The sequence below is a fragment of the Verticiella sediminum genome (assembly GCF_007558815.1).
GTDB classification, from domain to species: domain Bacteria; phylum Pseudomonadota; class Gammaproteobacteria; order Burkholderiales; family Burkholderiaceae_B; genus Verticiella; species Verticiella sediminum.
The window spans coordinates 1-23,429 of record NZ_VLTJ01000011.1 but is presented as its reverse complement, the minus strand read 5'-3'; the positions used below and the strand labels follow the sequence as shown (position 1 = coordinate 23,429).

The following is a 23,429-nucleotide window of genomic DNA, read 5'->3' as shown; positions in this document are numbered from 1 at the left end:
GGGAACGAAGCCTACATGGCCGAGAGTTCCCGCTCGGTCAGCGACGCGGTGATCTCGGTCGGCTCGTTCGAGATGTCGCCGTCATGCGCCGCCTGGCTCAGCGTGGTGGGCCGCGGCGCCGGCGCGCCGGCGGCCACCTGGGTTGCGGCCGCAGCCGCCCCTCGGGACGCCGCCACGGCCGCGGCGGGGGCCTGCGGCGCGGCATCGGCCACCATGGCGGCGGCCGGTTCGGGCAGCAGCGCGGCGCGCAGGCGGTCGCGCTCGGCCAGGACCCTGCGGCCATAGGCGCTCGCCGTGCCGGGCGAACCCACATAGCACGTCAGCCCGCCCGGCACGGAGCCGCGGCGTTCGATACAGTCGCGCAGGATCTGCGCGCCGACGTTGATGTTGGCCTCGGGATGCCAGGCCGCCTTGGTTCCGCCGTAGGGCTCGAACTTGTCGCGATGGATGCGCGTCATGACCTGCATCAGGCCCTGCGCACCCTTGCCGCTCTCGGCGCGCGGATCGAAGCTCGACTCGATCGCCATCACGGCCAGCAGCAGCAGCGGGTCGAGCTTCATCGAGCCGCCCACGGCCCAGGCGGTCTCGATGACCGAACGCAGGCCATTGGTGTTCACCTGGTACTTCGAGCCGATGTAGTCCTGCAGCGCCTGCAGCCTGACCGTCGGGTTCTCGCCGCTGGCACCTTTCTTGCGGGGCACGGTGACATCGCCACGGGCGTTTTCCAACGCATGGGCGACTTCCAGCAGAAAGCTGGAGGACGCCGTGGAATCCACCACGGCGACTTCACTGCGTCCGTCGCTGCCGGCATGCGCTGCAGGCGACGCGACGAAGATGGCACCGGCCACGATGGCGGTGGCGAGTGCCTGGGCGGCGCGCTTGGCGCCGCCGGCCGGCCGTGCGCCGGCCGGAACTGCAATACGCAACGTACTTGGACCTTGCGCGTCGGGCATGTTTACCTCCTGACGGGGGAACCTGCACGACCGGACACTCGAACGGTATCCTATATGGCCGTACCCGTTGGGTGACGCTGACGCGGCACACTTGGATGAAAAAAAACGTCCACACGCAGCGCGCTCGTGTCGCTGGCGTGTCGACATGCGGGGGAGTCGGGCGCCATTTTAGAAAGGGCCTTTTCATCGCGGCAAGGAAAAAACCTTTATTCAGCCGGGTATAACTTGATTTTTTTGTAAGATTTCGGTAAGCAAACTCATGAAGTACAAAGATTTGCGGGATTTCATGGCGCGCCTGGAAGCCCGCGGTGAGCTCAAGCGCATCACCGCCCCCGTATCGACGCACCTCGAAATCACGGAAATCTGTGATCGTGTGCTGAAAGCCGGCGGACCCGCCCTGTTGTTCGAGAATCCGACGGACGCCCAGGGCCGCCCGCAGCGCATGCCGGTGCTGGCCAACCTGTTCGGCACGCCGCAGCGCGTGGCGCTCGGCATGGGCGAGGACTCGGTCATGGCGCTGCGCGGCGTGGGCGAACTGCTCGCCTCGCTGCGTGAACCCGAGCCGCCGCGCGGGCTGAAGGATGCCTTCGGCAAGGTCGCGATGCTCAAGTCCGCCTTGTGGGACATGGCGCCGCGCACAGTGCGCTCGGCGCCCTGCCAGGAGGTCGTGATCGAAGGCGACGATGTCGACCTGGCCCGGTTGCCCATCCAGCACTGCTGGCCCGGGGACGCCGCCCCGCTGCTCACCTGGGGCCTGGTGGTCACGCGCGGGCCGCATCGCAAGCGCCAGAACCTCGGCATCTACCGCCAGCAGCCGATCGGCCGCAACAAGCTCATCATGCGCTGGCTGGCGCAGCGCGGCGGCGCACTGGACTTTCGCGAGCACGCCCTGGCCTATCCCGGCCAGCCCTTTCCCATCGCCGTCGCGCTGGGCGCCGACCCGGCGACCACGCTGGGCGCGGTCACGCCCGTGCCCGATGCGCTGTCGGAATACCAGTTCGCCGGCCTGCTGCGCGGCGGGCGCACCGAGGTCGCCAAGGCCCTGGGCAGCGAACTCATGGTGCCCGCCAGCGCCGAGATCATCCTCGAAGGCCATATCCTGCCCGCCGACACCGACCCGGCCCGACTGGGCAAAGGCGGCTCGCCGGCCGGCTACGAGATGGCGCTCGAGGGCCCCTACGGCGATCACACCGGCTATTACAACGAGCAGGAGTGGTTTCCGGTGTTCACGGTCGAGCGCATCACCATGCGGCGCGACCCGATCTACCACTCCACCTATACCGGCAAACCGCCCGACGAGCCGGCCGTGCTCGGCGTGGCGCTGAACGAAGTGTTCGTGCCGCTGCTGCGCCGCCAGTTGCCCGAGATCGTCGACTTCTACCTGCCGCCCGAAGGCTGCAGCTACCGGCTGGCGGTGGTGTCGATCCGCAAGCAGTACCCGGGCCACGCCAAGCGCGTGATGTTCGGCATCTGGAGCGTGCTGCGCCAGTTCATGTACACCAAGTTCATCATCGTGGTGGACGACGATGTCGACATCCGCGACTGGAAGGAAGTGGTGTGGGCGATGACCACGCGCATGGACCCGGTGCGCGATACCGTCCTGGTGGACAACACGCCGATCGACTACCTGGATTTCGCCTCGCCGGTGTCAGGCCTGGGCGGCAAGATGGGGATGGACGCCACCAACAAGTGGCCGGCCGAGACCCCGCGCGAGTGGGGCCGTCCCATCGTGATGGACGCCGCGGTACGCGAACGCGTGGACGCCATGTGGGGCCAATTGGGGCTTTGACGGCGCTCTGAAACGCAGCCCGGCAAACGAAGCGGGGCGCCCAGAAGGCGCCCCGCTTCGTTGCATCGGCCCTCAGCGCCGCGCGGCCTTGCCCAAGCGCAGCGCCCGTTGCGCGGCGAGCGCAAAACCCAGCAGCCGGAACAAGCGGCTGAAGCGCGTGCGCCGGAATACGAACGAGGCCGCAGTCGACCACATCAGCGGGTACCGGTTGTAGAAGGTCGTGACCTGGCTGACGACTTCGCCCAGCAGCGAATGGCCACTCGCACCCGCCCCTCCCGACGCACGCGCGCTGCCCGAGCGCTGGCCGGAAAAGAACCGGGCCAGCGGCGCCGGCAACACGTTGCGCAGCAAATTCCGGGGCTCGCTGGCTTCGCGCACGTCGGAAATCTTGCGGGCGAGCTCGATGCGCTCGACCTCGGCCCTGGCCTGCAGCAAGGCCATCCTCACTGCCCGTTCCTGCGACTGGCTCATCGCGACACCTCCACGTACGGCGCGTCCACGCTCGCGGCAGCGATGCGCTCACGGATAGGCCTGTTCATGCGCGCTCCTCCTCGTCGTCGCGGGGATCGACACCGGCCGGATTGCGCGTGACCACGGCCCGCTTCTCCGTTGCCGTGGCGTCCGGATCGGCCAGCGGCGACGTCAGGACGTCGTAATCGCGCTCGAGCTCGGCCAGCGTGAGCGCGAACGGGCTCTTGGCCTGCTTCAGGCTGCGCTGGACCATGAACAGGCAGATCGCCCCGGCCAGCACCCATGCCAGTGCAAGCAAACCGATGACCAGCACGCGATGCGGCGTATCCCAGAACAGCACGGCCACAAAGGCGGTGAACACCGCCGCGCCCATGGCCAGGCACAACAGACCCACGGCCGCGAATATCCCGGCCTTCAGGGCGTTGGACTTCTGCTCGGCGAACTCCAGGCTGAACAGTTCCAGGCGCGTGCGGCCGACCGCCAGTACAGAGGCAGCCAGCGCACGCAGCGCCGATATGAGGGACTGCGGCTCGTATGCCATCAGCGGCGGGAAATCAGGACGCCGACGAGAAAGCCGACCGCTGCGGCCACACCGAGCGAGCGCCACGGATTTTCGTGCACGTAGTCGTCGGTGGCGCGCGCCGCCGCCTTGCCGTGCTCGCGCAGGCTGTCCTGCATGTCGACCAGGGTCTCGCTCAGCCGCTTGAGGGCCACCATCGCGTTGTCGCGCAGCTCGACAGCCTTGTCCCCCGTGCTCGCAGCGGCTTCGCGCAGCAGGTCTTCCACATGATGCAAGCTGCTTTTCACGTCGGTGATGAGCTCTTCGCGGTTATCGTTTGCACTACGTTGAGACATGACGGATTTCCTTGTAGGGTCTGACGGTGGATCCATGATACAGCGGCGGTTCAGCAAGATGCGGGCCTGGGCCGAACAGCGGCGAGCCCCCGGTGCCGCCGCGGTTCGGGGCTGTTAATCTCTCTGCGTCGCACCGCCTGTGGTCGAGAATTTCCGAGAATTGCAACTTCGCCGGAGTGCCCGCTTGCCGTCTTTTTCCCTCGTGCTGCGTACCGCACGTACGATCAGCCTTACTGGAACCCTCATCCTCGTCGCCGGCTGCGGCACCCCGCGCGAAGCCATGACGCCCACGCTGGATTCGGGCCCGGCCACGGCGGCCGGCCAGGTCGGCCAGGTCGGCCCGACCAGCCGTCTGGACACGGTGGCGCCGCCCGCGCTGACCGCGGTCGCCGGCGGCACCGCGACGCACTTCTCGCAACTGCCCGCCGATCTGCAGGAGGCCTGGCGCCGTTCACGGCTGCCCGAGTCGGCGGTCTCGGTGGTGGTGGCCGAGGTCGGCCAGCCGCCCATGGTGTCGATCAATCCCGAACAGCCGCGCAATCCCGCCTCGGTGATGAAGCTGGTCACCACCTACGCGGCCCTGGAAGGCCTCGGCCCGGGCTACACCTGGAAGACCGACCTGGTGCTGCCGCCCGGCGCGCGCGTCGCGTCCGACGGCACCGTCAACGGCCCGATCCACATCCGCGCGGGCGGCGATCCCGACATCCGTATCGAGGATGCCTGGCAGATGCTGCGCGAATTGCGGCTGCGCGGCGTGCGCAGCGTGCAGGGATTCGTCATCGACCGCAGCCGCTACGGCGCCATCGGCATCGACACCAATGAATTCGACGGCGCCGGCGACCGCGTCTACAACGCCAGCCCGGACGCCATGATGGTGGGCTTCGGCGCGGTACGCCTGCTGTACTACCCCGATCTCGCCGCCGGCCGCTGGAAAGCGGTGCTCGACCCGGTGCTGCCCGGGGTGCGCGTGGAGAACAAGGTCCGCGCCACGCAGGGCGCCTGCCCCGGGGCGCCCGCGATCCGTACGCGCCAGCGCAACGAGCCGACCGGCATCAACATCGAAGTCACGGGCACGGTGGCGCTGTCCTGTGGCGACTTCACGGCCTACCGGCTCGCGCTCACCCAGCCGCAGCACACCGCTGCCGTACTGCAGCAGATGTGGCGCGACCTCGGCGGCACGCTCAACGGCCCGATCATCGACGGTCCGGCGCCCGCCAACGGTCAGGTGCTGGTCTCGCACACCTCGCGCACGCTGGCCGAACAGATCCGCACTGTGAACAAGTTCAGCAACAACGTCATGGCCCGCATGATGCTGCTCGCCCTGGGTGCCGAGCACATGCCCGGCATGGCCACGCCCGAATCCGGCGCGGCCGCGCTGCGCCGCGTATTCGCCGACCAGGGGCTGGACTTTCCCGAGTTGCGCATCGAGAACGGCTCCGGGCTGTCGCGCGACGGGCGCATTTCGGCCAACAGCCTCGCGCGTATGCTGCATGCGGCCTACCTGTCGCCGCGCATGCCGGAATTCGTCGCGTCGATGGCCATCGCCGGCGAGGACGGCACCGTGCGGCGGCGCTGGCGCAACGACGGCGCCGCCGGCCGCGCCCATCTCAAGACCGGGACGCTGCGCGACGTGAGCGCGCTGGCGGGCTACGTGCGCGGCGCCAGCGGCCGGCACTATCTGCTGGTCAGCATGGCCAACGACAGCCAGGCCTTCAACCTGCGTACCTTCAACGACCAGCTCGTGGCCTGGCTGGCCGGACGCTGACCGGAGCCGCGCTTGGACCTGCTCGTCTGGCTCGTTCCCTGGGAGTTCTCGCCCACCCTGCTGGTCTGCTTCGCCGCGGCCAGCGTGCTGTTCGCGCGCGGCTGCAGGCACCAGCGCGTCGGACGGTTGCGGCAGATCCTGTTCTGGACGGGCATGGTCGTTCTGTACCTGTCCATGCACACCCGGCTGGACTACTACGCCGAGCGCATGTTCTTCATCCATCGCGCGCAGCACGTCGTGCTGCACCATCTGGCGCCGCTGCTCATCATGGCCGCCTACCCGGGGTCGGTGATGCGCGCCGGCCTGCCCCTGGCCTGGCGCGCGGCCTTGCGGCGTTTCACGCACACGCCGCTCGGCAAGGCCGTGGTCTGGCTGTGCACCAACCCTTTCCTGGTCGCCACCGCATTCGTGCTGCTGGTGCTGATCTGGCTGGTGCCTTCGATCCAGTTCTACGCCATGCTCGACTGGAAGCTCTACCGGCTGATGAACTGGTCGGTGGTGCTGAGCGGCATCCTCTACTGGAACCTGCTGCTCGACCGGCGGCCGAGCCCGCCGGCGGCGCTGTCGCCCGGCCTGCGGGTGCTCTCGCCCGTGCTCACCATGACGCCGCAGATCATCGCGGGGGCGGTGCTCACCTTCAGCGAGCGCGACTTCTATCCGGTCTATGACGTCTGTGGCCGGGCGCTGGCCATGAGCGCGCAGTTCGACCAGAACCTGGGCGGGCTCATCCTCTGGATACCGGCCGGCATCATCGAGACCGTCGGGGGCATCGTTGCCCTGCGCACCCTGATGCGGCTGTCGGGACGCGGCCGCCTGCGGCAGCATCGCCGCCAGACCGGTCTGCAACGGCAAACGGGCGCAACCCCCTGAAAGGCTGCGCCCGTTCGGGCACTGCGCGTCGGCGCGGCGGCCGGGGACTCAGGCCGTGCCGCCCACCGTCAGGCCGTCGATGCGCAAGGTGGGCTGACCCACGCCGACGGGCACGCTCTGGCCGTCCTTGCCGCAGGTGCCCACGCCGGAATCCAGGCGCATGTCGTTGCCGACCATCCTGACCCGCGTCATCGCGTCCGGGCCGTTGCCGATCAGGGTGGCGCCCTTGACCGGATAGGTGATCTTGCCGTTTTCGATCATGTAGGCTTCGGACGCCGAGAACACGAACTTGCCGTTGGTGATGTCGACCTGGCCGCCGCCGAAGTTCACGGCGTAGAGGCCGCGCTTGACCGAGGCGATGATCTCCTGCGGGTCCTTGTCGCCGCTCGGCATGTAGGTGTTGGTCATGCGCGGCATGGGCAGGTGGGCGAAGGATTCGCGCCGTCCGTTGCCGGTCACCGCGGTCTTCATGAGGCGCGCGTTCAGACTGTCCTGCATGTAGCCGCGCAGGATGCCGTCCTCGATCAGCACGTTGCACTGCGTGGGGTTGCCTTCGTCGTCGACGTTCAGCGAGCCGCGTCGGCCCTCCAGGGTGCCGTCGTCGATGACGGTCACGCCCTTGGCCGCGACGCGCTCGCCGATGCGCCCGGAGAACACGCTCGAGCCCTTGCGGTTGAAGTCGCCTTCCAGGCCGTGGCCGACCGCTTCGTGCAGCAGGATGCCGGGCCAGCCGGAGCCCAGCACCACCGGCATCTCGCCCGCGGGCGCGGGCCGCGCTTCCAGGGCCACGAGGGCTTCGTGAACGGCACGCTCGACGTAGCCGTCGAGCACCTCGTCGGTGAAGTAGGACAGCCCGGTGCGCCCGCCCCCGCCGCCGTGACCCGCCTCGCGGCGGCCGTCCTGCTCGACGATGAGCGTAACCGACAGGCGCACCAGCGGCCGCACGTCGGCCGCCAGGCGCCCGTCGCTGCCCGCGACCATGATCACGTCGTATTCGGCGCCCAGGCCGGCCATGACCTGGATGATGCGCGGGTCCGCAGCGCGCGCCTTGCGCTCGACCCGCTCGAGCAGGGCCACCTTCTCGGCGGCCTCCATGCTGGCCGCCGGGTCGATGCCGCGATACAGGGTGCGCGCACCGCGCTGCGCGAAGGCATCGGCGACCTTGATCTTGCCGCCGCCCTGGCGCGCGATGCTGCGCACCGCCCGGGCCGAGGACATCAGCGCGTCGCGCGAGAGCGTGTCGGAATAGGCGAAGGCGGTCTTCTCGCCCGAGAGCGCGCGCACGCCCACACCCTGCTCGATGGAAAAGGTGCCGGTCTTGACGATCCCTTCCTCCAGGCTCCAGCCTTCGCTGCGCGTGTACTGGAAGTACAGGTCCGCGTAATCGACGCGGTGCGCAAAGATCTCGGCCAGCGCGCGCGACAGGTCGGCCTGGGTCAGCCCCCAGGGCTCGAGCAGCAGCGACTGCGCAGTGGCCAATGCCTGAATGTTCGGTTCGACGAGTTTCATGTATGTCCTGAAAGAAGCAACTGGCGGATCGGCAGGCAGCATCATAAGACGCGATGGCGCAGCGCGGGCAGCGCTGCGCGCACCTCGGCGATGCGGGCCGGATCGACGACGCCGGCGACCACGCCCGGGCCTTGCTCGCGGCACGCCACGATCTCTCCCCAGGGATCGACCAGCATGGAATGGCCCCAGGTACGACGGCCGGTGGGATGCACGCCGCCCTGGGCGGCGGCCAGCACGTAGCACTGGTTCTCCACGGCACGCGCACGCAGCAGCAGTTCCCAATGCGCCTTGCCTGTCGTATAGGTGAAGGCGGCGGGCATCAGAATCAAGGCCAGCTCGCCCATGGCCCGATAGAGTTCGGGAAAGCGCAGGTCGTAGCACACCGACAGGCCGACGCGGCCCACTGGCGCGTCGAAGACCGCCGGCGCGCCGCCGGCCTGGATCGTGCGTGCCTCGTCGAATGCGTTCTCGCCCTGGTGAAAGCTGAAGAGATGGATCTTGTCATAGCGTGCGACCTGCCGGCCGTCGGGCGCGAAGACCAGGCTGGTGTTGTAGACGCGGCCGGGATCGGGACAGGCGAGCGGCAAGGTGCCGCCCACCAGCCACACGCCGTGCGCCTGCGCGGCCTCGGCGAGAAAGGACTGGATCGGCCCGTCGCCCTCGGCTTCGCGCACCGCGACCTTGTCGGTATCGGCCCGCCCCATGAGACAGAAGTACTCGGGCAGCAGGACCAGCCGCGCGCCCTGGGCGGCGGCTTCGGCGATGCCCGCGCGCGCGGCCGCGATGTTCTCGTCCACACTGGGCGTGGACACCATCTGCACAGCGGCGACCGGCATGGCCGCTCGATCGGAGGAGGGTTTCATGGTGGCGTTGCTCGCTTGCGGGGCCAGGGTCCGGACAGTGTATACCCCGCGCGGCACGCGTCCGGTCAGCGCGACGAGACGCGCTCGACCCGCGGCTCGTCCCAGCGTCCGCGAATGTCGTACTGAAAGGTCAGCGCCGCGGCCAGCGGCTCGCGCAGCAGCAGTTGGGCGAGGAAGGCGCCCGCCCCCACCAACGGGTTGATCGCCACGCCCGCCAGCAGCGCCGCCGCGCTGGCGTCCACGTGCGGGACGATCACCGCGCGCAGATCCTGCGTGCGCTGCATGAGGTCCAGCCCGCCGGACATCACCACGCTGGCGGTCGGCCCGCGCAGGGCGAAGCTGTCGAGCGTGGCGCTGCCGCGCGCCGCGCTCACCTCGGCCCGCAGGGTGTCCCAGGCGAAACCCGACTGGAACAGGCCGCCCTGCTGGAAGGTCGCCGTGCGCGCCAGCGTCTGCAGCGAGAGGATGCCGAGCAGGCGGCTGTCGGGCGCTTCGAGAAAGCGGCCATGGTCCAGCGCAATGCCCAGGTGCAGGTCGGTGCCCTGCAGGTCGTAGGAGAACGGATGGCCCTCCCAGCCCACGGAGCCCTTCGCGTAGCCGGCGCCGCCCGCCAGCACGCCGGGCAGGCCGAGGCGATCGGCCAGCGCGCCGGCATCGCGCACCGCGAGCGACACGTCCAGGGTGGTGCGCCGCCGCTGCAGGCCGCCCGTGGACGCGCGCCATTCGCCGGTGGCATCGAGCGAGGCGGCGGGATTCTCGATGCGCAGCGTCTGCACCTGCCAGACCGGTGTGTTGCCGGGCCGGTTGGTCGCGCGCAAATGCAGCTTGCCGAGCGCCCAGCGATCGAAGGAGAAATCCTCGACGTCCAGAGCGATGTCGGGCAGTCGGGCCAGCGTCTCGGGCACGGGCGCTTGCTCGTCCTGCGCGGCGGAAGCCAGCGGCTGCAGCGCGAGGCGGCTGAAGCGTCCCTGCAGGGCGTCGGTCGGCCCGAGCGCGTCGAGCGTGCCGTCGGCCTGGCGGGCGCGTATGCGCGCGCGCCAACGCTCGCCGCTCAGGCGCTGGGCGTTCACGTCCATCTCGTCGAAGCCCAGGCCCAGGGCTTCGGCCCGCTGCGCGCGCAGGTGTGCCTGCAGGGGCGCACTTGCGAGCCAGGCGCCCAGATCATTCCCCGTGCCCTCCCCTCCGGCCTGCGCGCCGCCCTGTGCCGTTTCCTCGGCCATGAGGCTCGCGATCGCCCCGCCCCACGCGCCGAGGTCGACCACCTTCGCGGCGGCATCGATGCGCAGGCCGGTGTCGGGCAGCGTTGCGCCGGTGCCCACGCCCAGGCCCGCACGCAACGGCCGCATGCCGGTGTCCGCGCCGAATTCCGCCGCCAGGCTTGCGCGCTCGCGCAGGTCCACGTTCAGGCGCCTGACACCCGGCACGGCGCCGCGGACCAGCTCGATGCGTGTCGGCCAGGCGGCGGACGCCGGCTTGCCCAGCGGCGCGGGCAGCGCCAGCCCCAGGCCCGAGAGATCGGAGTCGAGCACCAGCCCCGGGCCGCTCGGGCCCGAGGCGATGCGCGCGGTGAAAGCGGTGGCACCCTGCAGGCGGTCGAGCCAGGCATAGCCCCATAGTCGGCGCATCGCGTCGGCTTGAACGCCGCCGCGCACGACGATGCCCTGCCCGCCTGCCAGCGGCATCACGCCCTCGGCGCGCAGCGGGCGGCCGAGAAAGCGCGCCTGCAGCGCACGCACGCCCACGCTGTTGTGCGTGAAGAGCACCGTGCCGCGGCTGTCCGCCAAGGGCGGAGCGGCCGGATGCAGCCGCACGGTGTTGCCGGCCAGCTCGACTTCGCCCGCGACCTCGGTGCGCTCCGGATGTCCGAAAGGCATGACCACGGTCGCCGGTACGCGCAGCTCGCCCGTGGCCTGCGTCTGCGAAAGGAAATGCCCGGTGAAGTCGGCGAGCCGGGTGTTGCCGACATAGGCGAGGAAAGACTGGGCCGGCCCGTGCGCCTCGGCCTGCACCGTCATGACCGCGCCCGCATGCAGATCGGGAATCCGGACCTGCGCCTGCTCGACCGGCACCGGCTGCGGCAGGCCCTGGACCACGCGCGCCGATTCGACATCCGCCTGCAAGGTGGCGCGCTCGACCACGACTTCCCCGTTGACCGCCTCGAACGGCGGCCAGGGCCGCGCCGCGCCGGGCGCGGCATCGATGACCGCGTCGCTCACCCGGCCCGCGATGCGGAAGGTGCCGGCGTCGGGATGCCGGTCGAACGGAAAATCGGCAAGGTCGCCCGAGACGGTGGCGCGAACGTCGTGCAAGGTACCGGCAGTCACCCCCTGGCGCAGCCAGCGCCGCACGCCGGGCCCGACCACCTTGGGCATGTAGCGCGCGATGGCGGCCGCCGGTATGCGTTCGGTGCCGGCTTCGAGTTCGAGCGTGCCCGCCCGGGTCCGGCCGCCGGGTTGCCAACGGCCGCGCGCACTGAACTGCGCGCGCAACGCCGTTTCGCCCGCATCAATGCGTACGTCCTCGAAGCCCAGACGCAGCGGTTCGCCCGCGCCGAAGCGCAGGTCGAGCTGGCCGTCCAGGGCGTGCACAGGAACGCGGGCGGCCTCGAACACACCCGGCAGGTCGAGCGCGGCGTCGCGCAGGCTGAGCGCACCGGCCAGCGCGCGCTCGCTGACCGTGCCGCGCAACTGCGCCGAGCCGCGTCCGAGCACCGCCGTACCGCGCGGCACGGCCAGGGCCACGTCGGCCCAGGAAAGGTCCGCCGACCAGGCGCCCAGTTCGACGTCGGTGAAGGCGATCTGACCCTGGGCATCGACGATGCCGTCGGCGTCGACGGTGCCCGGAAACAGCTCGGCGATGCGGGCGAGTTCCAGACGATCGACGGCCACCGCGGCCTGTCCCGTCCAGCCGGGCGCGCTGCGGTCCAGCAGCCGGCCCAGCGCGGGCGACAGCCGGCCTTGCGCCTTGAGCGTGCCGCCGTAGCTCGCGGGGGGATTGGCTTCGGCCTCGAAATGCACGTCGGCCAGGCCGCGATGACGCGTGCGCGCCTGCAGGTCGGAGAAGACCCACCGATGCGGCGCGATGCGCTCGTCTTCGAGCACCAGCGTGACGTCGCGCGCACTCATGCGCGGCTGCTCCAGCACCCATTGCCAAGCGGGGTTGTCGAGCAGCCGGCCGCCGTCGGCGCTGCGCTCGACCCTGCGCCCGGCCACCGTCCAGATGCCGTCCTCACCGCGATGCGCGCGCACCGTGGCGCCGATCACCTGCAGATCGGACAGGTCGGCGCGCCAACTGACCAGGCTGCGCCACGACAGCGACAGCACGGCGTGCGGCACCGACAGCGAGGGCACGCCCTGCGCATCCGAGATGCGCAGGCCGGTCACTTCAAGATGGGGACGCAGGCCGCCCCAACGCCCTTCGATGTGGTCGATGTGCACCGGCGTGCGCATGACCCGCGTCGCATAGCGTTCCAGCGCGGGACGGTAATCGTCGACATGCGGCAGCAGATAGAAGCGCACGCCCAGCGCGAACAAGGCCAGGGCGAGGACGGCCGCGAGCGCGGCGACGGCGAGCGCGCGCAGCCAGCGACCGGGACGCGAGGCCATCAGCGAGCGCCCCCGGCCCCGGGCGAGCGCGCACGCCGCCCGGGCGCGACGGAAACGGCATCGGCACGGCGACGATTCAAAGACAAGAACACGTGGGATTCCAGGAACGCGACACGGCCACGCAAGGCCGCCCGGCGGCGTGCCGCCGGCAACAACGCTGCAATGGTAGCTCGACCATGCCGGTGACTGCACCGATGCACTGTCACACGACGTGACCACGGGCCAAAGCGCAAACCCATCCGGGCGCCGAAGGCGCCTCGCTTTCTACGTATGGGCTCATTCTTCAGGCGGGAGTGACTCATGGCGCACTGCGCCGGCAGCGCACCGGCGGCAGGCCGTCTACAGCATGCGGCGTGCCGCCTGCGGACCTGGGGCGCAGCAAACGCGCGTTGAGGGATGAAGGTCGATACAGCCTGGGCCTTGCAGTATTCTCGCTGCTTGCCCGTACTGCCCTTGTGCCACCGTCATGAACACCCCGGACTGCTCCCTGCTCGCTCCCGCCCTGGCCTGGTCGGCCTATCTGCGCGTCCAGACCGAGGCGCACCCCGGGCTGGCGGACTGGCTCGCCACGGCGGCCGCCCAGCCGCTCGAGCGCGTCCGCATCGAGGCCTGGCTGGCCGAACTGGCCGGGGTCGAGGCCGCCGCGCTGCACCGCCAGCCGCTGGCCCAGGACATCTGCCGTGCCGCCCTGCGCAAGCTGCGCCAGCGGGTGTTCCTGACCGCCATGGTGCGCGATCTGGCCGGCCTCGCACCGCTGGAGGAAGTCACCGGCGCGATGACCGACCTCGCCGACCTGGCCGTGGCTGCGGCCTATCGCAGCATCGCCGCCGAACTGGCCGAGACGCACGGGGTGCCGCGCGAGGCCGGCTCGGACCAACCCCAGGAAATGCTCATCATGGGCATGGGCAAGCTCGGCGGCTGCGAGCTCAACGTGTCCTCCGACATCGACCTGGTCATGCTGTATGGCGACGAAGGTGAGACGGACGGGCGGCGGCCGCTGTCGCACCATGAGTTCTACGGCCGCCTCACGCGCCGCATGATGCCGGTGCTCGCCGACATCGACGCCAACGGCTACGTGTTCCGCACCGACCTGCGGCTGCGGCCCGACGGCGACGCCGGGCCGCTCGCCTGGAGCCTGGACGCGTTCGAGAACTACCTCATCACCCAGGGGCGCGAATGGGAGCGCTACGCCTGGCTCAAGGCACGCCGCATCCGCGTCCAGGCCTTCGCCGACAGCCGGCCGCAGGCCCAGGCCGAGCAACTGGAAGCCCTGCGCCGGCCTTTCGTGTTCCGCAAATACTTCGATTTCGACGCCATGCGCGCCTTGCGCGGCCTGCGCGAGCGCATCCGCGATGACTGGAACCGCCGCACGCTCAGCCGCACCGGCCAGCAACTGCCCCAGGCCGACAACGTCAAGCTCGGCGAAGGCGGCATCCGCGAGATCGAGTTCGTCGTCCAGCTCAGCCAGCTCATCCGCGGCGGCCGCCTGCCGGCCCTGCAGACGCGCGGCCTGATCGAGTCGCTGCATGCGCAGCGGGCGGCCGGCCTGGTCGACGCCGAGAGTGCGCGCCGCCTGGAGGACGCCTACCGCTTCCTGCGCCGGCTCGAACACGCACTGCAATACCAGGACGACCAGCAGACCCACATCCTGCCGCGCGCTCCCGAACAGCGCGCCGCCCTTGCCCGCGCGCTGGGCCTGGCGGACGCGGCCGAGTTCGAGCGCCAGCTTGCCGGGCACCGCGATTTCGTCGAGGCCACGTTTCGCGACGTCTTTTGCATCACCGGGCTGCAAGGCGCGGACGCGCGTCCTGGCGGCACCGCCGAACCGGATAGCGCGCCGAGCGACGAGCGCCTGAGCGAACTGGCGCGCCAGGGCTTCGGCGACACCGCGCCGGCGGCGCTGGACCGCGTGCAGCGCCTGCTCGAGACGCCGCGCGTGCGCAGCCTGCCCGACAGCAGCCGCGCCCGCCTGGAAGACCTGCTGCCCGCGGCGCTGCAAGCCGCGGCCGGCACCGTGAACCCGTCGGTCACGCTCGGCCGCCTGTGCGATCTCTTCGAGCAGATCGCGCAGCGCCGGGTGTACCTCACCCTGCTTGCCGAGTATCCGCAGGCGCTCGCGCGGGTGGCCCGCATGATCGGGGCCAGCGAATGGGTCGCCCAGTACCTCACGCGCCATCCCTTGCTGCTCGACAGCCTGATCGACTGGCGGGCGCTGATGGCGCCGCCGGATTTCGGCCAGATCCGGCGCCAGCTCGTCGAAGCGCTCGACGCCTGCGTGCTGCCCGACGGCACGCCCGACATCGAGCGCCAGATGAACCTGATGCGCGACACGCAGCGCCAGGTGAGCTTCCATGTCCTCGCGCAGGACCTGGAAGGCCAGATCAGCGTCGAGAAGGTCGGCGACTACCTCTCGCTGCTGGCCGACCTCATGCTGGAGCAGACGATCGCGCGCGTGTGGTGCCAGGCCGCGCCCGACGCCACCGAACCGCCGCGATTCGCCGTCATTGCCTACGGCAAGCTCGGCGGCAAGGAACTCGGCTACGAGTCCGACCTGGACCTGGTGTTCCTTTTCGACGATTCGGACGAGGCGCATGGCGAACGCTATGTGCGCCTGGGCCGGCGCATCGTCTCGTGGCTGAACTCGATGACCTCGTCAGGCCGGCTCTACGAGGTCGACCTGCGCCTGCGGCCGGACGGCGACGCCGGCCTGGTCGCCGCCACGGTGAGCGCGTTCGCGCGCTACCAGCGCGAGAGCGCCTGGGCCTGGGAACACCAGGCCATCACGCGCGCGCGCTACGCCGTGGGCGACGCGGGCGTGGGCGCGCGCTTCGAGGCCATCCGCCGCGACGTGCTGCTGCTGCCGCGCGACGCCGGCGTCCTCGCCGAGGAGGTTCGCTCAATGCGCGCGCGCATCGCGGCCGGCCATCCCAACAAGTCGGGCCTGTTCGACGTCAAGCACGACCCGGGCGGCATGGTCGACATCGAATTCGTCACTCAGTACCTGGTCCTCCTGCACGCGCGCGAGCACCCGCCGCTGCTCGAGAACCTCGGCAACATCGCGCTGCTGCGCATTGCCGGCGAAGCCGGACTGATCTCGCCCGACCTGGGCAGGCGCGCAGGCGACGCCTATCGCCGGCTGCGCGCCGAGCAGCACGCGCTGCGCCTGCGCGGCATGGAAAAAGCGCGCATCGCCGCCGATGCGCTGCCCGAGGAGCGCGCGGCGGTGATCGAACTGTGGCGCACGGTGCTGGGCGAGCGCGGCTAGGGCATCAGAAACCCGCGCGATCGGCCGCCAGGGCGGCTGGCCACTGCGCGCCCGGCAGCGCGTCGAGCAGGACGAAATCGGCGAAGGTGAAGCCTGGCCCGACGCTGCAGCCGACCAGCGTGTACTCGCCGAGCGAGCGCGCGGCCTGCCAGGCCTGCGCCGGCACCACGCGCAGCGGCAAAGTGCCGGTGGCCACCAGGCCCAGCGTCATGCGCGCCACCGCGGACGCGTGCGCGGGCAGCACCGCCAGCTCCAGCGGCGCGCCTTCGTAGTAATGCCAGACCTCGTCGCTGCTCACGCGATGCCAGCGGCTCACCGCCCCGGCGGGCAGCAGGAAGAAGATGGTGGTCATCGCCGCGCGCGCCTGTCCGTCGGCGCATTGCACCTGCGCATCGGCGCGATGCACTTCACGGAAGTAGCCGCCCTCGGGATGCGGCTGCAGGCCGAGGGTGTCGATGAGGGCGCGGGCACGCGGGGGCAGGACTGGGGTCACGGGTATCTCGGCGTCATGGTCTCGTGCCAGTTTGTCGGAGCCCACGGCCGGGTGGCAAGCCCCGGCCGCGCAGCGATCGTGAAACCGCGGCCCCGCCTCGCCGCTAGCCGGCCAGCCAGCGCAGGGCCAGCAGCACCAGCATGCCCGTGCCGATGGTGGCCAGCGCGCTGCGTGTACGCCACATGATCCAGGCGGCGATGATGACCGCGGGCAGGCGCGCGTCCACCTCGGGCAGGCTGCCGGGATGCCAGGACAGCACGTCGGGCACGATGATGCCCACCAGCGCTGCCACGGGAGCGTAGCGGAACGCGCGGCGCACGCTTTCCGGCAGCGGGAAGAAGTCGCCCAGCAGCAGATAGCCGCAGCGCGCCAGCGCGCTGCACAGCAACAGCATCAGAATCGCCAGCAGGACGTAGCCCACGTCAGCGCTCATCGCCGCCCTCCTGCCCGCCGGGCGCCACCGGCGGCGCGGGGCGACGCACGCCGAGCCGCCGTTCGGCCAGCATGCCGACCGCGATCCCGGTGATCACCGCGGCCGCAAGGCCCAGCCGCAACGGCAGGGGCTGACCGAACCAGGCGACGATGCCGGCGGCGAGCGCCGCCAGTACCACGGGCCGCGCATTGACGAGGGGCACGGTGATCGCGAGCAGGGCCAGGATGGCGGCGAACTCGAGCGACCACGCGGGCGGCACGAGGGCGCCGACATAGATGCCGAGGATCGAGCCGCCCTGCCAGGCGAACCAGCCCGGCACCACGCAGCCCAGGAAGAAGCCGATCTGTTCGTTCGTGCCCCGGCGCTCGGCATGGGCGTAGCGCGGCACGAACAGCACGAACGAAATGTCGGTCGTGATGAAGCCCAGGCCCAGACGGCGCGGCCATGAGAGATGCCGGAAATACGGCTGCAGGGCCGCGGCGAAGATCACGAAGCGCAGATTGACGACCAGGCCCGCGGCGAAGATCAGCCAGAGCGGCGCGCCCGCGGCGATCAGGGGCAGCGAGGTGAGCTGGGCCGAACCGGCATAGACCACGAGCGTCATGGTCAGCGCCAGCGACTCCGTCAGGCCGGACTTGACCATCGCGATACCCGTGACCATGCCCCAGATCGCCGTGGCGAGCAGCGCGCCCGACACAGCGCGCACCCCTGCCCGGGCGCCGTCGCGCCAGTCGTCGGAAGCGGCCGGCGCGCTCATGGCGTCGTCCCGCATCGAGGGTCCGACCCTGGCCGGCCTGCGGCGAGCGCGGCATCACCTGGGCATGAAAACGAACGCAATGAGACTGGGACAGGCACGGGCATGCGGCGATGCAGAGCGGAACCCGCGCGGGCGCGCGTCGGGAAAACCCGCATTCTACGTGGCTGTCCGGCGCCACGCTGGGCAGTCGTATAATGCCAGGCTATCCCGCTTTTACACTTCTTGACGCGGTACCCGCACACCTAAAGGATTCATCATGTCGATGGCAGATCGCGACGGGCTCATCTGGTTCGATGGCAAGCTCGTTCCCTGGCGCGAAGCGAACGTGCACGTGCTCACGCACTCGCTGCACTACGGTTTGGCGGTATTCGAAGGGGTACGCGCCTACAACACCGACATCGGCACCGCGATCTTCCGTCTGCAGGACCACACCCGCCGCTTCTTCAACTCCGGCCGCATCTACATGATGGAGATGCCCTACACGCAGGAGCAGATCAACGAAGCGCACCGCGAAGTGGTCCGCGAGAACAAGCTCGATTCCTGCTACATCCGTCCGATCGCCTTCTACGGCTCGGAGAAGATGGGCGTCTCGCCGCGCGGCGCCAGGGTGCACGTCGCGATCGCCGCCTGGCCCTGGGGCGCCTACCTGGGCGAGGACGGCATGGAGCGCGGCATCCGCGTGAAGACCTCGTCGTTCCAGCGCGCCCACGTCAATTCGACGATGCCGCGCGCCAAGCTCGCCAGCACCTACGCCAACTCCATCCTGGCCAACACCGAGGCCACGCAGGACGGCTACGACGAAGCGCTGCTGCTCGACACGCAGGGCTTCGTGGCCGAAGGCTCGGGCGAGAACCTCTTCATCGTCCAGGACGGCATCCTGTACGAACCCGAGATCGCCTCGGCCCTGACCGGCATCACGCGCGCCACGGTGCAGACCGTCGCCGCCGACCTGGGCCTGGAAGTGCGCAGCCGCCGCCTCACCCGCGACGACATCTACATCGCCGACGAAGCCTTCTTCACCGGCACGGCCGCCGAAGTCACGCCCATCCGCGAGCTGGACAACCGCCGCATCGGTTCCGGCAGCCGCGGCCCGGTCACCGAGAAGCTGCAAAAGGCGTTCTTCGACATCGTGAACGGCCGCGACGCGAAGTATCACCACTGGCTCACCAAGGTTTGACGGTATCCATGTCCACTGCATCCTCTGCCAGCACGACAGCCCAGCCGGGCCAGACGCACGAGGTCCACGAGGTCGGCGCCGCCGACCTTCCGGTTTCCTGCCCGGGGCCGCACACCCCGCTGTGGAACCTGCATCCCAAGGTGTATCTGGACGTCGCCACCACCGGCTTCGCGCGCTGCCCGTATTGCGGCGCCGAATATCGCCTGCGGCCCGGCGAGCACGTCGGCGCACACTGAACCGGCTGCGCGGCCCGGCATGGCGTGCCTGTCGCCTGCCTGGCCACGCCCGGCCCTGCACCGGCCCGTCTCACCGACCCCTGCGCCGCGAGGCCGGGTCATCACTGTGACGCCCCAGGAACGCCAGGCCCAGCCTGAGACCGTTCTCCTTGCCCGCATGCCCGCACGTTTCGACGCTTCCGATTGCCCTGTTCCCGCCTGGCTGCCCGAGGGCCATAGCCAGACGATCGTCGGTGCGCGTTGGGGCTCGCATCTGCGCGTGAGCTTCCAGCGCGAACGCGTCGACACGCCGGACGGCGATTTCCTCGACTTCGACTGGGCCACGCCCGGCAACCAGCCTGTGGCCGCCCTGGCCGCGCAAGACGCCGAGGCGCGCAAGGCGCTGGTGCTGTTTCATGGCCTGGAAGGCAGCAGCGCCAGTCCCTATGCGCAATCGATCGCACATCACTTTCGGGCGCGCGGCTGGGTCGTCGTGGTACCGCATTTTCGCGGCTGCTCCGGTACGCCCAACCGCCTGCCGCGCGCCTACCATTCCGGCGACAGCGGCGACGTGGAGTTCATGCTGAGCACCGCGCGCGCGCGCCTGCCGCGGGCGGCATGGTATGCCGCCGGCGTGTCGCTGGGCGGCAACGCGCTCGCCAAGTACCTGGGCGAGAGCGGCGCGCAGGCCGGCTGGCTGGCGGCGTGCGCTGCCGTGTCCGCACCGCTCGATCTGACCGCCGGCGGGCACAACCTGGGCCGCGGCCTCGTCAATCGCGAGATCTACACGCGCATGTTCATGCGCACCCTGCGCAACAAGGTGCTCGACAAGGCGCGCCGCTTTCCGGCCATCATCGACGTGATGCGCGTGGCCGAGTCGCGCGACCTGTACGAGTTCGACGATGCCTATACCGCGCCGGTCCACGGCTTTGCCGGCGTGGCGGACTACTGGACGCGCGCCTCGGCCCTGCCCTGGCTGCCCGGCATCGCCGTGCCCACGCTGCTGCTGAACGCGCGCAACGACCCCTTCCTGCCCGGGGCGGTCCTGCCCGGCGTGCACCAGGCCTCCGACCAGGTGCTGCTGCACCAGCCGGCGCGCGGCGGGCACGCCGTCTTTCCGGCCGGCCGGCTGCGGCCGCACCTGAACTGGCTGCCGCGCCGTCTCGAGCGTTTCTTCACGACGCGGCAATGACGGCCGTGCGCCGTCGCGACCGGGCAACGCCCACGACGGCGGGCCCCGGGGCGGCTTGCGCGGCGGGGCTGGGATGGCCGACACTCGCAGGTGTCCGCCGCCGCCTCGAACCGCCATGCCCTCTACCCCCAGCTCGCCCGCGTACGACCTGCTCGTGATCGGCGGGGGCGTCAACGGCGCGGGCATCGCCCGCGACGCCGCCGGCCGCGGGCTCTCGGTACTGCTCTGCGAGAAGGACGACCTGGCCGCGCACACTTCCTCGGCGTCGACCAAACTCATCCATGGCGGCCTGCGCTACCTGGAACACTACGAGTTCTCGCTGGTGCGCAAGGCCCTCATCGAGCGCGAACGCCTGATGCGCGTAGCCCCGCACATCATCCGGCCGCTGCGTTTCGTCATGCCGCACGACGCCACGCAGCGGCCAGCCTGGCTGATCCGCACCGGCCTCTTCCTGTACGACCATCTGGCGCACCGGCGCATGCTGCCGGGCTCGACGCGCATCGCGCTGCAGCGCCATCCGGCCGGCGCCGCCCTGCGCCCCGGCTACCGCGTGGGCTTCGAATACTCGGACGGCTGGGTCGACGATGCGCGCCTGGTCGTACTGTGCGCGCGCGATGCGGCCGAGCGCGGCGCCCACATACGCACGCGCTGCCGAGTGCTGCGCACCGAACGCGCAGGGAGCGCCTGGCACGCCGAACTGCGCGGACAGGACGGCGGGATCCGGATGGTGCAGGCGCGCGCACTGGTCAACGCAGCCGGCCCATGGGCCGCCAGCGTCGCCGCCCAGGCCGAACCTGAACGCCGGGCGCGCGGGCTGCGGCTGGTCAAGGGCAGCCATATCGTGGTGCCCAGGCGCTTCACGCACGAGTACGCCTACATCTTCCAGCACAGCGACCAGCGCATCGTGTTCGCGATCCCCTACGAGCGCGACTTCACCCTGATCGGTACGACCGACGTGGACTTTCCCGGCGACCCCGACCGCGTCGCCATCGACGCCGATGAGACCGCCTACCTTTGCGCCGTGGCAAGCCACTACTTCGCGCAGAGCGTCGCGCCGGCGGACGTGGTCTGGAGCTATTCCGGCGTGCGCCCGCTGCTCGAGGACGAACACGCCTCGGCCTCGGCGGTGACGCGCGACTACCAACTGCTCCTGCACGGCGAGCAAGGCGCCGCCCCGCTGCTCTCGGTATTCGGCGGCAAGATCACCACCTTCCGCAAGCTCGCCGAGGACGCCATGGACCAGCTTGCGCCGCGCCTGGGCTGCCGCGCGCCGGCCTGGACCGAAACCGCCCCCCTGCCTGGCGGCGACATCGCCGCACGCTTTCCCGGCAGCCGGGCGCCGGACGGCTTCGACGCCTATGTGCGCGAGCGCCAGGGGGCGCTGCCCTGGCTGCCGGCACGCTTGGTGGCCCGCTACGCGCGCGCCTATGGCACCCGCATGGAGCGCCTGCTCGGCGGGTGCGCCTCGCTCGCTGACCTGGGCGACGAAGTGCTGCCCGGGCTCTACGCCGCCGAAATCAACTACCTCGTCGAGCAGGAGTGGGCGCGCACGGCCGCCGACATTCTGTGGCGCCGCACCAAGCTGGGGCTGCACCTGCCGATGGATGCCGAGGGCCGTCTGGACCGCTGGCTGTCGGAACGCAAGGAGACATCCGCATGACCTATCTGCTGGCCCTGGACCAGGGCACCTCGAGTTCCCGCGCCATCGTGTTCGACGCCGCCACCGGCACGCCCAGGGCCAGCGCGCAGCGCGAGTTCGAACAGCTCTATCCGCACCCCGGCTGGGTCGAGCACGATCCGCGCACGCTCGTGCGCACCCAGCGCGAGACCGCGCAGCAGGCGCTGCAGCAGGCGGGCATCCGTGCCGGCGAGATCGCCAGCGTGGGCATGAGCAACCAGCGCGAGACCACGCTGGTATGGAACCGCCGCACGGGCGAACCGGTGTACAACGCCATCGTCTGGCAGGATCGCCGCACGCAGCCCATCTGCGACCGCCTGCTGGCCGACGGGCTGCTCGGCGAAGTGCGCGAGCGCACCGGCCTCATCATCGACCCCTACTTCGCGGGCACCAAGCTCGCCTGGATACTGGAGAACGTCGATGGTGCGCGCGCCGCCGCCGAGCGCGGCGAGCTCGCCTTCGGCACCGTGGACACCTGGTTGATCTGGCATCTCACGCGGGGCCGCGTACACGCCACCGACGTGAGCAACGCCTCGCGCACCCTGCTCTGGAACGTGCGCACCCGCCAGTGGGACGACACCCTGCTGCGCGCCCTGGACATCCCGCCCAGCCTGCTGCCCGAGGTCCACCCCTCCAGCCACGACTACGGCGCCATGGGCGCCGACTGGTTCGGCGAGCCGCTGATGCTGGGCGGCGTCGCCGGCGACCAGCAGGCGGCGCTGTTCGGCCAGGTCTGCTTCACCGCGGGCTCGGCCAAGAACACCTACGGCACGGGCTGCTTCATGCTCAAGCACTTGGGCACGGCGTTCTCGCTGTCCGATCAAGGGCTGATCACCACGACCACCGCGCAGCACGGCGAGCAGGCCGAATACGCCATCGAAGGCAGCGTCTTCATCGGCGGCGCCGTGGTGCAGTGGCTGCGCGACAACCTGCAAGCCATCGAAACCTCGGCCGACGTACAGCAACTCGCCGAGTCCGTCCCCGACGCGGGCGGCGTGATGTTCGTGCCGGCCTTCACCGGCCTGGGCGCGCCGTACTGGAAGCCGAAGGCCACGGGCGCCCTGGTCGGCCTCACCCGCGGCACGACGCTGGGCCACATCGCACGCGCGGCGCTGGACTCGATCGCGTTCCAGAGCGCGGCCCTGCTGCGCGCTATGGGCGTGGACGGCCAGGACCATGGCGTACGTCAACTGAAAGTCGACGGCGGCGCGGCCGTCAACGACCTGCTCATGCAGACCCAGGCCGACCTGCTCGGCGTGGAGGTCGTGCGCCCGGCCGTGGTCGAGACCACGGCCCTGGGTGCCGTGTACCTTGCCGGCCTGGCGAGCGGGGTGTATCGCAGCCGCCAGGAACTCGAAGCCCTGTGGCGCGCCGAACGCGTGTTCACGCCGCGCCTGAGCCGCGCCCAGGCCGACGCGCGCATGGCCGAATGGGAAGAGGCCGTGCGCCGCACGACCGGTGAAAGGTGAACCCACCCGCTGGCGTTTCGCGACGCGCCGCTGCAGGCGGTGGCCGGCAGCGCCGGCATGGCGTTCGCGG

Annotated in this window: 19 protein-coding genes; 9 read left to right on the top strand and 10 right to left on the bottom strand. The window is 70.5% G+C overall.

Annotated features, from left to right (window positions below):
• Positions 1–11 precede the first annotated feature (11 nt).
• Positions 12–926 (bottom strand): lytic transglycosylase domain-containing protein, encoded by a 915-nt coding sequence (locus FOZ76_RS06795; protein ID WP_170235322.1) that lies wholly within the window; start codon positions 924–926, stop codon positions 12–14.
• Positions 927–1,212: 286 nt separating this feature from the next.
• Here FOZ76_RS06795 and ubiD point away from each other — a divergent pair, with 286 nt between their 5' ends.
• Positions 1,213–2,742: a 4-hydroxy-3-polyprenylbenzoate decarboxylase gene (ubiD, locus tag FOZ76_RS06790; protein WP_143947390.1), complete on the top strand. Its 1,530-nt coding sequence runs from the start codon at positions 1,213–1,215 to the stop codon at positions 2,740–2,742.
• Positions 2,743–2,814: 72 nt separating this feature from the next.
• Here ubiD and FOZ76_RS06785 read toward each other — a convergent pair whose 3' ends face one another.
• The 3 genes from FOZ76_RS06785 to FOZ76_RS06775 all read right to left on the bottom strand — a co-directional run bounded on the left by FOZ76_RS06785 (position 2,815) and on the right by FOZ76_RS06775 (position 4,068).
• Positions 2,815–3,213, bottom strand: coding sequence for a hypothetical protein (locus tag FOZ76_RS06785; RefSeq protein WP_143947389.1), 399 nt, complete (start codon positions 3,211–3,213; stop codon positions 2,815–2,817).
• A gap of 64 nt (positions 3,214–3,277) precedes the next feature.
• Entirely contained in the window at positions 3,278–3,754 is a 477-nt protein-coding gene (locus FOZ76_RS06780; protein ID WP_143947388.1) for a phage holin family protein, read from the bottom strand.
• Positions 3,754–4,068: an ElaB/YgaM/YqjD family protein gene (locus tag FOZ76_RS06775; protein ID WP_143947387.1), complete on the bottom strand. Its 315-nt coding sequence runs from the start codon at positions 4,066–4,068 to the stop codon at positions 3,754–3,756. Before FOZ76_RS06775 ends, FOZ76_RS06780 begins: the two co-directional genes overlap by 1 nt.
• Before the next feature lie 184 nt (positions 4,069–4,252).
• Between FOZ76_RS06775 and dacB the strand changes: the two genes are divergently transcribed.
• Together dacB and FOZ76_RS06765 are read left to right on the top strand one after the other, a co-directional pair.
• On the top strand, positions 4,253–5,833 hold the full coding sequence (gene dacB, locus FOZ76_RS06770) for a D-alanyl-D-alanine carboxypeptidase/D-alanyl-D-alanine endopeptidase (protein WP_143947386.1): 1,581 nt from the start codon (positions 4,253–4,255) through the stop codon (positions 5,831–5,833).
• A gap of 12 nt (positions 5,834–5,845) precedes the next feature.
• Positions 5,846–6,703, top strand: a complete 858-nt coding sequence (locus tag FOZ76_RS06765; protein ID WP_143947385.1) for a cytochrome c oxidase assembly protein — start codon at positions 5,846–5,848, stop codon at positions 6,701–6,703.
• A 48-nt stretch (positions 6,704–6,751) separates the two neighbouring features.
• On the opposite strand, the gene tldD is transcribed toward FOZ76_RS06765, so the two are convergent.
• The 3 genes from tldD to FOZ76_RS06750 form a co-directional block, all read right to left on the bottom strand.
• Positions 6,752–8,212, bottom strand: coding sequence for a metalloprotease TldD (tldD, locus tag FOZ76_RS06760; RefSeq protein ID WP_143947384.1), 1,461 nt, complete (start codon positions 8,210–8,212; stop codon positions 6,752–6,754).
• Positions 8,213–8,253: 41 nt separating this feature from the next.
• Positions 8,254–9,075, bottom strand: coding sequence for a carbon-nitrogen hydrolase family protein (locus FOZ76_RS06755; RefSeq protein WP_143947383.1), 822 nt, complete (start codon positions 9,073–9,075; stop codon positions 8,254–8,256).
• A 65-nt stretch (positions 9,076–9,140) separates the two neighbouring features.
• A complete protein-coding gene (locus FOZ76_RS06750) occupies positions 9,141–12,680 on the bottom strand; it encodes a YhdP family phospholipid transporter (RefSeq protein ID WP_143947382.1) in 3,540 nt (1,179 codons plus the stop codon).
• A 466-nt stretch (positions 12,681–13,146) separates the two neighbouring features.
• On the opposite strand from FOZ76_RS06750, the gene glnE reads away from it, so the two are divergent.
• Entirely contained in the window at positions 13,147–15,945 is a 2,799-nt protein-coding gene (glnE, locus tag FOZ76_RS06745; RefSeq protein ID WP_143947381.1) for a bifunctional [glutamate--ammonia ligase]-adenylyl-L-tyrosine phosphorylase/[glutamate--ammonia-ligase] adenylyltransferase, read from the top strand.
• Positions 15,946–15,949: 4 nt separating this feature from the next.
• On the opposite strand, the gene FOZ76_RS06740 is transcribed toward glnE, so the two are convergent.
• From FOZ76_RS06740 to FOZ76_RS06730, 3 genes are all read right to left on the bottom strand, one after another.
• Positions 15,950–16,438 (bottom strand): cupin domain-containing protein, encoded by a 489-nt coding sequence (locus FOZ76_RS06740; protein WP_246129327.1) that lies wholly within the window; start codon positions 16,436–16,438, stop codon positions 15,950–15,952.
• Between the two features lie 103 nt (positions 16,439–16,541).
• Positions 16,542–16,871, bottom strand: coding sequence for an AzlD domain-containing protein (locus tag FOZ76_RS06735; protein ID WP_143947380.1), 330 nt, complete (start codon positions 16,869–16,871; stop codon positions 16,542–16,544).
• Complete coding sequence (locus FOZ76_RS06730; protein WP_170235321.1) at positions 16,861–17,643, bottom strand: AzlC family ABC transporter permease; 783 nt, start codon at positions 17,641–17,643, stop codon at positions 16,861–16,863. Before FOZ76_RS06730 ends, FOZ76_RS06735 begins: the two co-directional genes overlap by 11 nt.
• 241 nt (positions 17,644–17,884) lie before the next feature.
• Between FOZ76_RS06730 and FOZ76_RS06725 the strand changes: the two genes are divergently transcribed.
• From FOZ76_RS06725 to glpK, 5 genes are all read left to right on the top strand, one after another.
• Positions 17,885–18,805 carry a branched-chain amino acid transaminase gene (locus FOZ76_RS06725; RefSeq protein WP_143947379.1) on the top strand — a complete coding sequence of 307 codons (921 nt, stop codon included), beginning with the start codon at positions 17,885–17,887 and terminating at the stop codon, positions 18,803–18,805.
• A gap of 8 nt (positions 18,806–18,813) precedes the next feature.
• Complete coding sequence (locus FOZ76_RS06720; protein WP_143947378.1) at positions 18,814–19,041, top strand: zinc-finger domain-containing protein; 228 nt, start codon at positions 18,814–18,816, stop codon at positions 19,039–19,041.
• Positions 19,042–19,198: 157 nt separating this feature from the next.
• Positions 19,199–20,212 (top strand): YheT family hydrolase, encoded by a 1,014-nt coding sequence (locus FOZ76_RS06715; RefSeq protein ID WP_143947377.1) that lies wholly within the window; start codon positions 19,199–19,201, stop codon positions 20,210–20,212.
• Between the two features lie 115 nt (positions 20,213–20,327).
• Complete coding sequence (gene glpD, locus FOZ76_RS06710) at positions 20,328–21,872, top strand: glycerol-3-phosphate dehydrogenase (protein ID WP_143947376.1); 1,545 nt, start codon at positions 20,328–20,330, stop codon at positions 21,870–21,872.
• The gene (gene glpK / locus FOZ76_RS06705; RefSeq protein ID WP_143947375.1) at positions 21,869–23,359 is read left to right on the top strand and encodes a glycerol kinase GlpK; all 1,491 of its coding nucleotides are present in this window, start codon (positions 21,869–21,871) and stop codon (positions 23,357–23,359) included. The genes glpD and glpK overlap by 4 nt, the downstream gene beginning before the upstream one ends.
• Positions 23,360–23,429 lie beyond the last annotated feature (70 nt).

Bases quoted from the DNA above. Each gene is read 5' to 3' on its own strand.
- ubiD (WP_143947390.1), top strand. From the start codon at position 1,213: ATGAAGTACAAAGATTTGCGGGATTTCATGGCGCGCCTGGAAGCCCGC.
- FOZ76_RS06785 (WP_143947389.1), bottom strand. From the start codon at position 3,213: ATGAGCCAGTCGCAGGAACGGGCAGTGAGGATGGCCTTGCTGCAGGCC.
- FOZ76_RS06780 (WP_143947388.1), bottom strand. From the start codon at position 3,754: ATGGCATACGAGCCGCAGTCCCTCATATCGGCGCTGCGTGCGCTGGCT.
- FOZ76_RS06775 (WP_143947387.1), bottom strand. From the start codon at position 4,068: ATGTCTCAACGTAGTGCAAACGATAACCGCGAAGAGCTCATCACCGAC.
- tldD (WP_143947384.1), bottom strand. From the start codon at position 8,212: ATGAAACTCGTCGAACCGAACATTCAGGCATTGGCCACTGCGCAGTCG.
- FOZ76_RS06755 (WP_143947383.1), bottom strand. From the start codon at position 9,075: ATGAAACCCTCCTCCGATCGAGCGGCCATGCCGGTCGCCGCTGTGCAG.
- FOZ76_RS06750 (WP_143947382.1), bottom strand. From the start codon at position 12,680: ATGGCCTCGCGTCCCGGTCGCTGGCTGCGCGCGCTCGCCGTCGCCGCG.
- glnE (WP_143947381.1), top strand. From the start codon at position 13,147: ATGAACACCCCGGACTGCTCCCTGCTCGCTCCCGCCCTGGCCTGGTCG.
- FOZ76_RS06735 (WP_143947380.1), bottom strand. From the start codon at position 16,871: ATGAGCGCTGACGTGGGCTACGTCCTGCTGGCGATTCTGATGCTGTTG.
- FOZ76_RS06730 (WP_170235321.1), bottom strand. From the start codon at position 17,643: ATGCGGGACGACGCCATGAGCGCGCCGGCCGCTTCCGACGACTGGCGC.
- FOZ76_RS06725 (WP_143947379.1), top strand. From the start codon at position 17,885: ATGTCGATGGCAGATCGCGACGGGCTCATCTGGTTCGATGGCAAGCTC.
- FOZ76_RS06720 (WP_143947378.1), top strand. From the start codon at position 18,814: ATGTCCACTGCATCCTCTGCCAGCACGACAGCCCAGCCGGGCCAGACG.
- FOZ76_RS06715 (WP_143947377.1), top strand. From the start codon at position 19,199: ATGCCCGCACGTTTCGACGCTTCCGATTGCCCTGTTCCCGCCTGGCTG.
- glpD (WP_143947376.1), top strand. From the start codon at position 20,328: ATGCCCTCTACCCCCAGCTCGCCCGCGTACGACCTGCTCGTGATCGGC.
- glpK (WP_143947375.1), top strand. From the start codon at position 21,869: ATGACCTATCTGCTGGCCCTGGACCAGGGCACCTCGAGTTCCCGCGCC.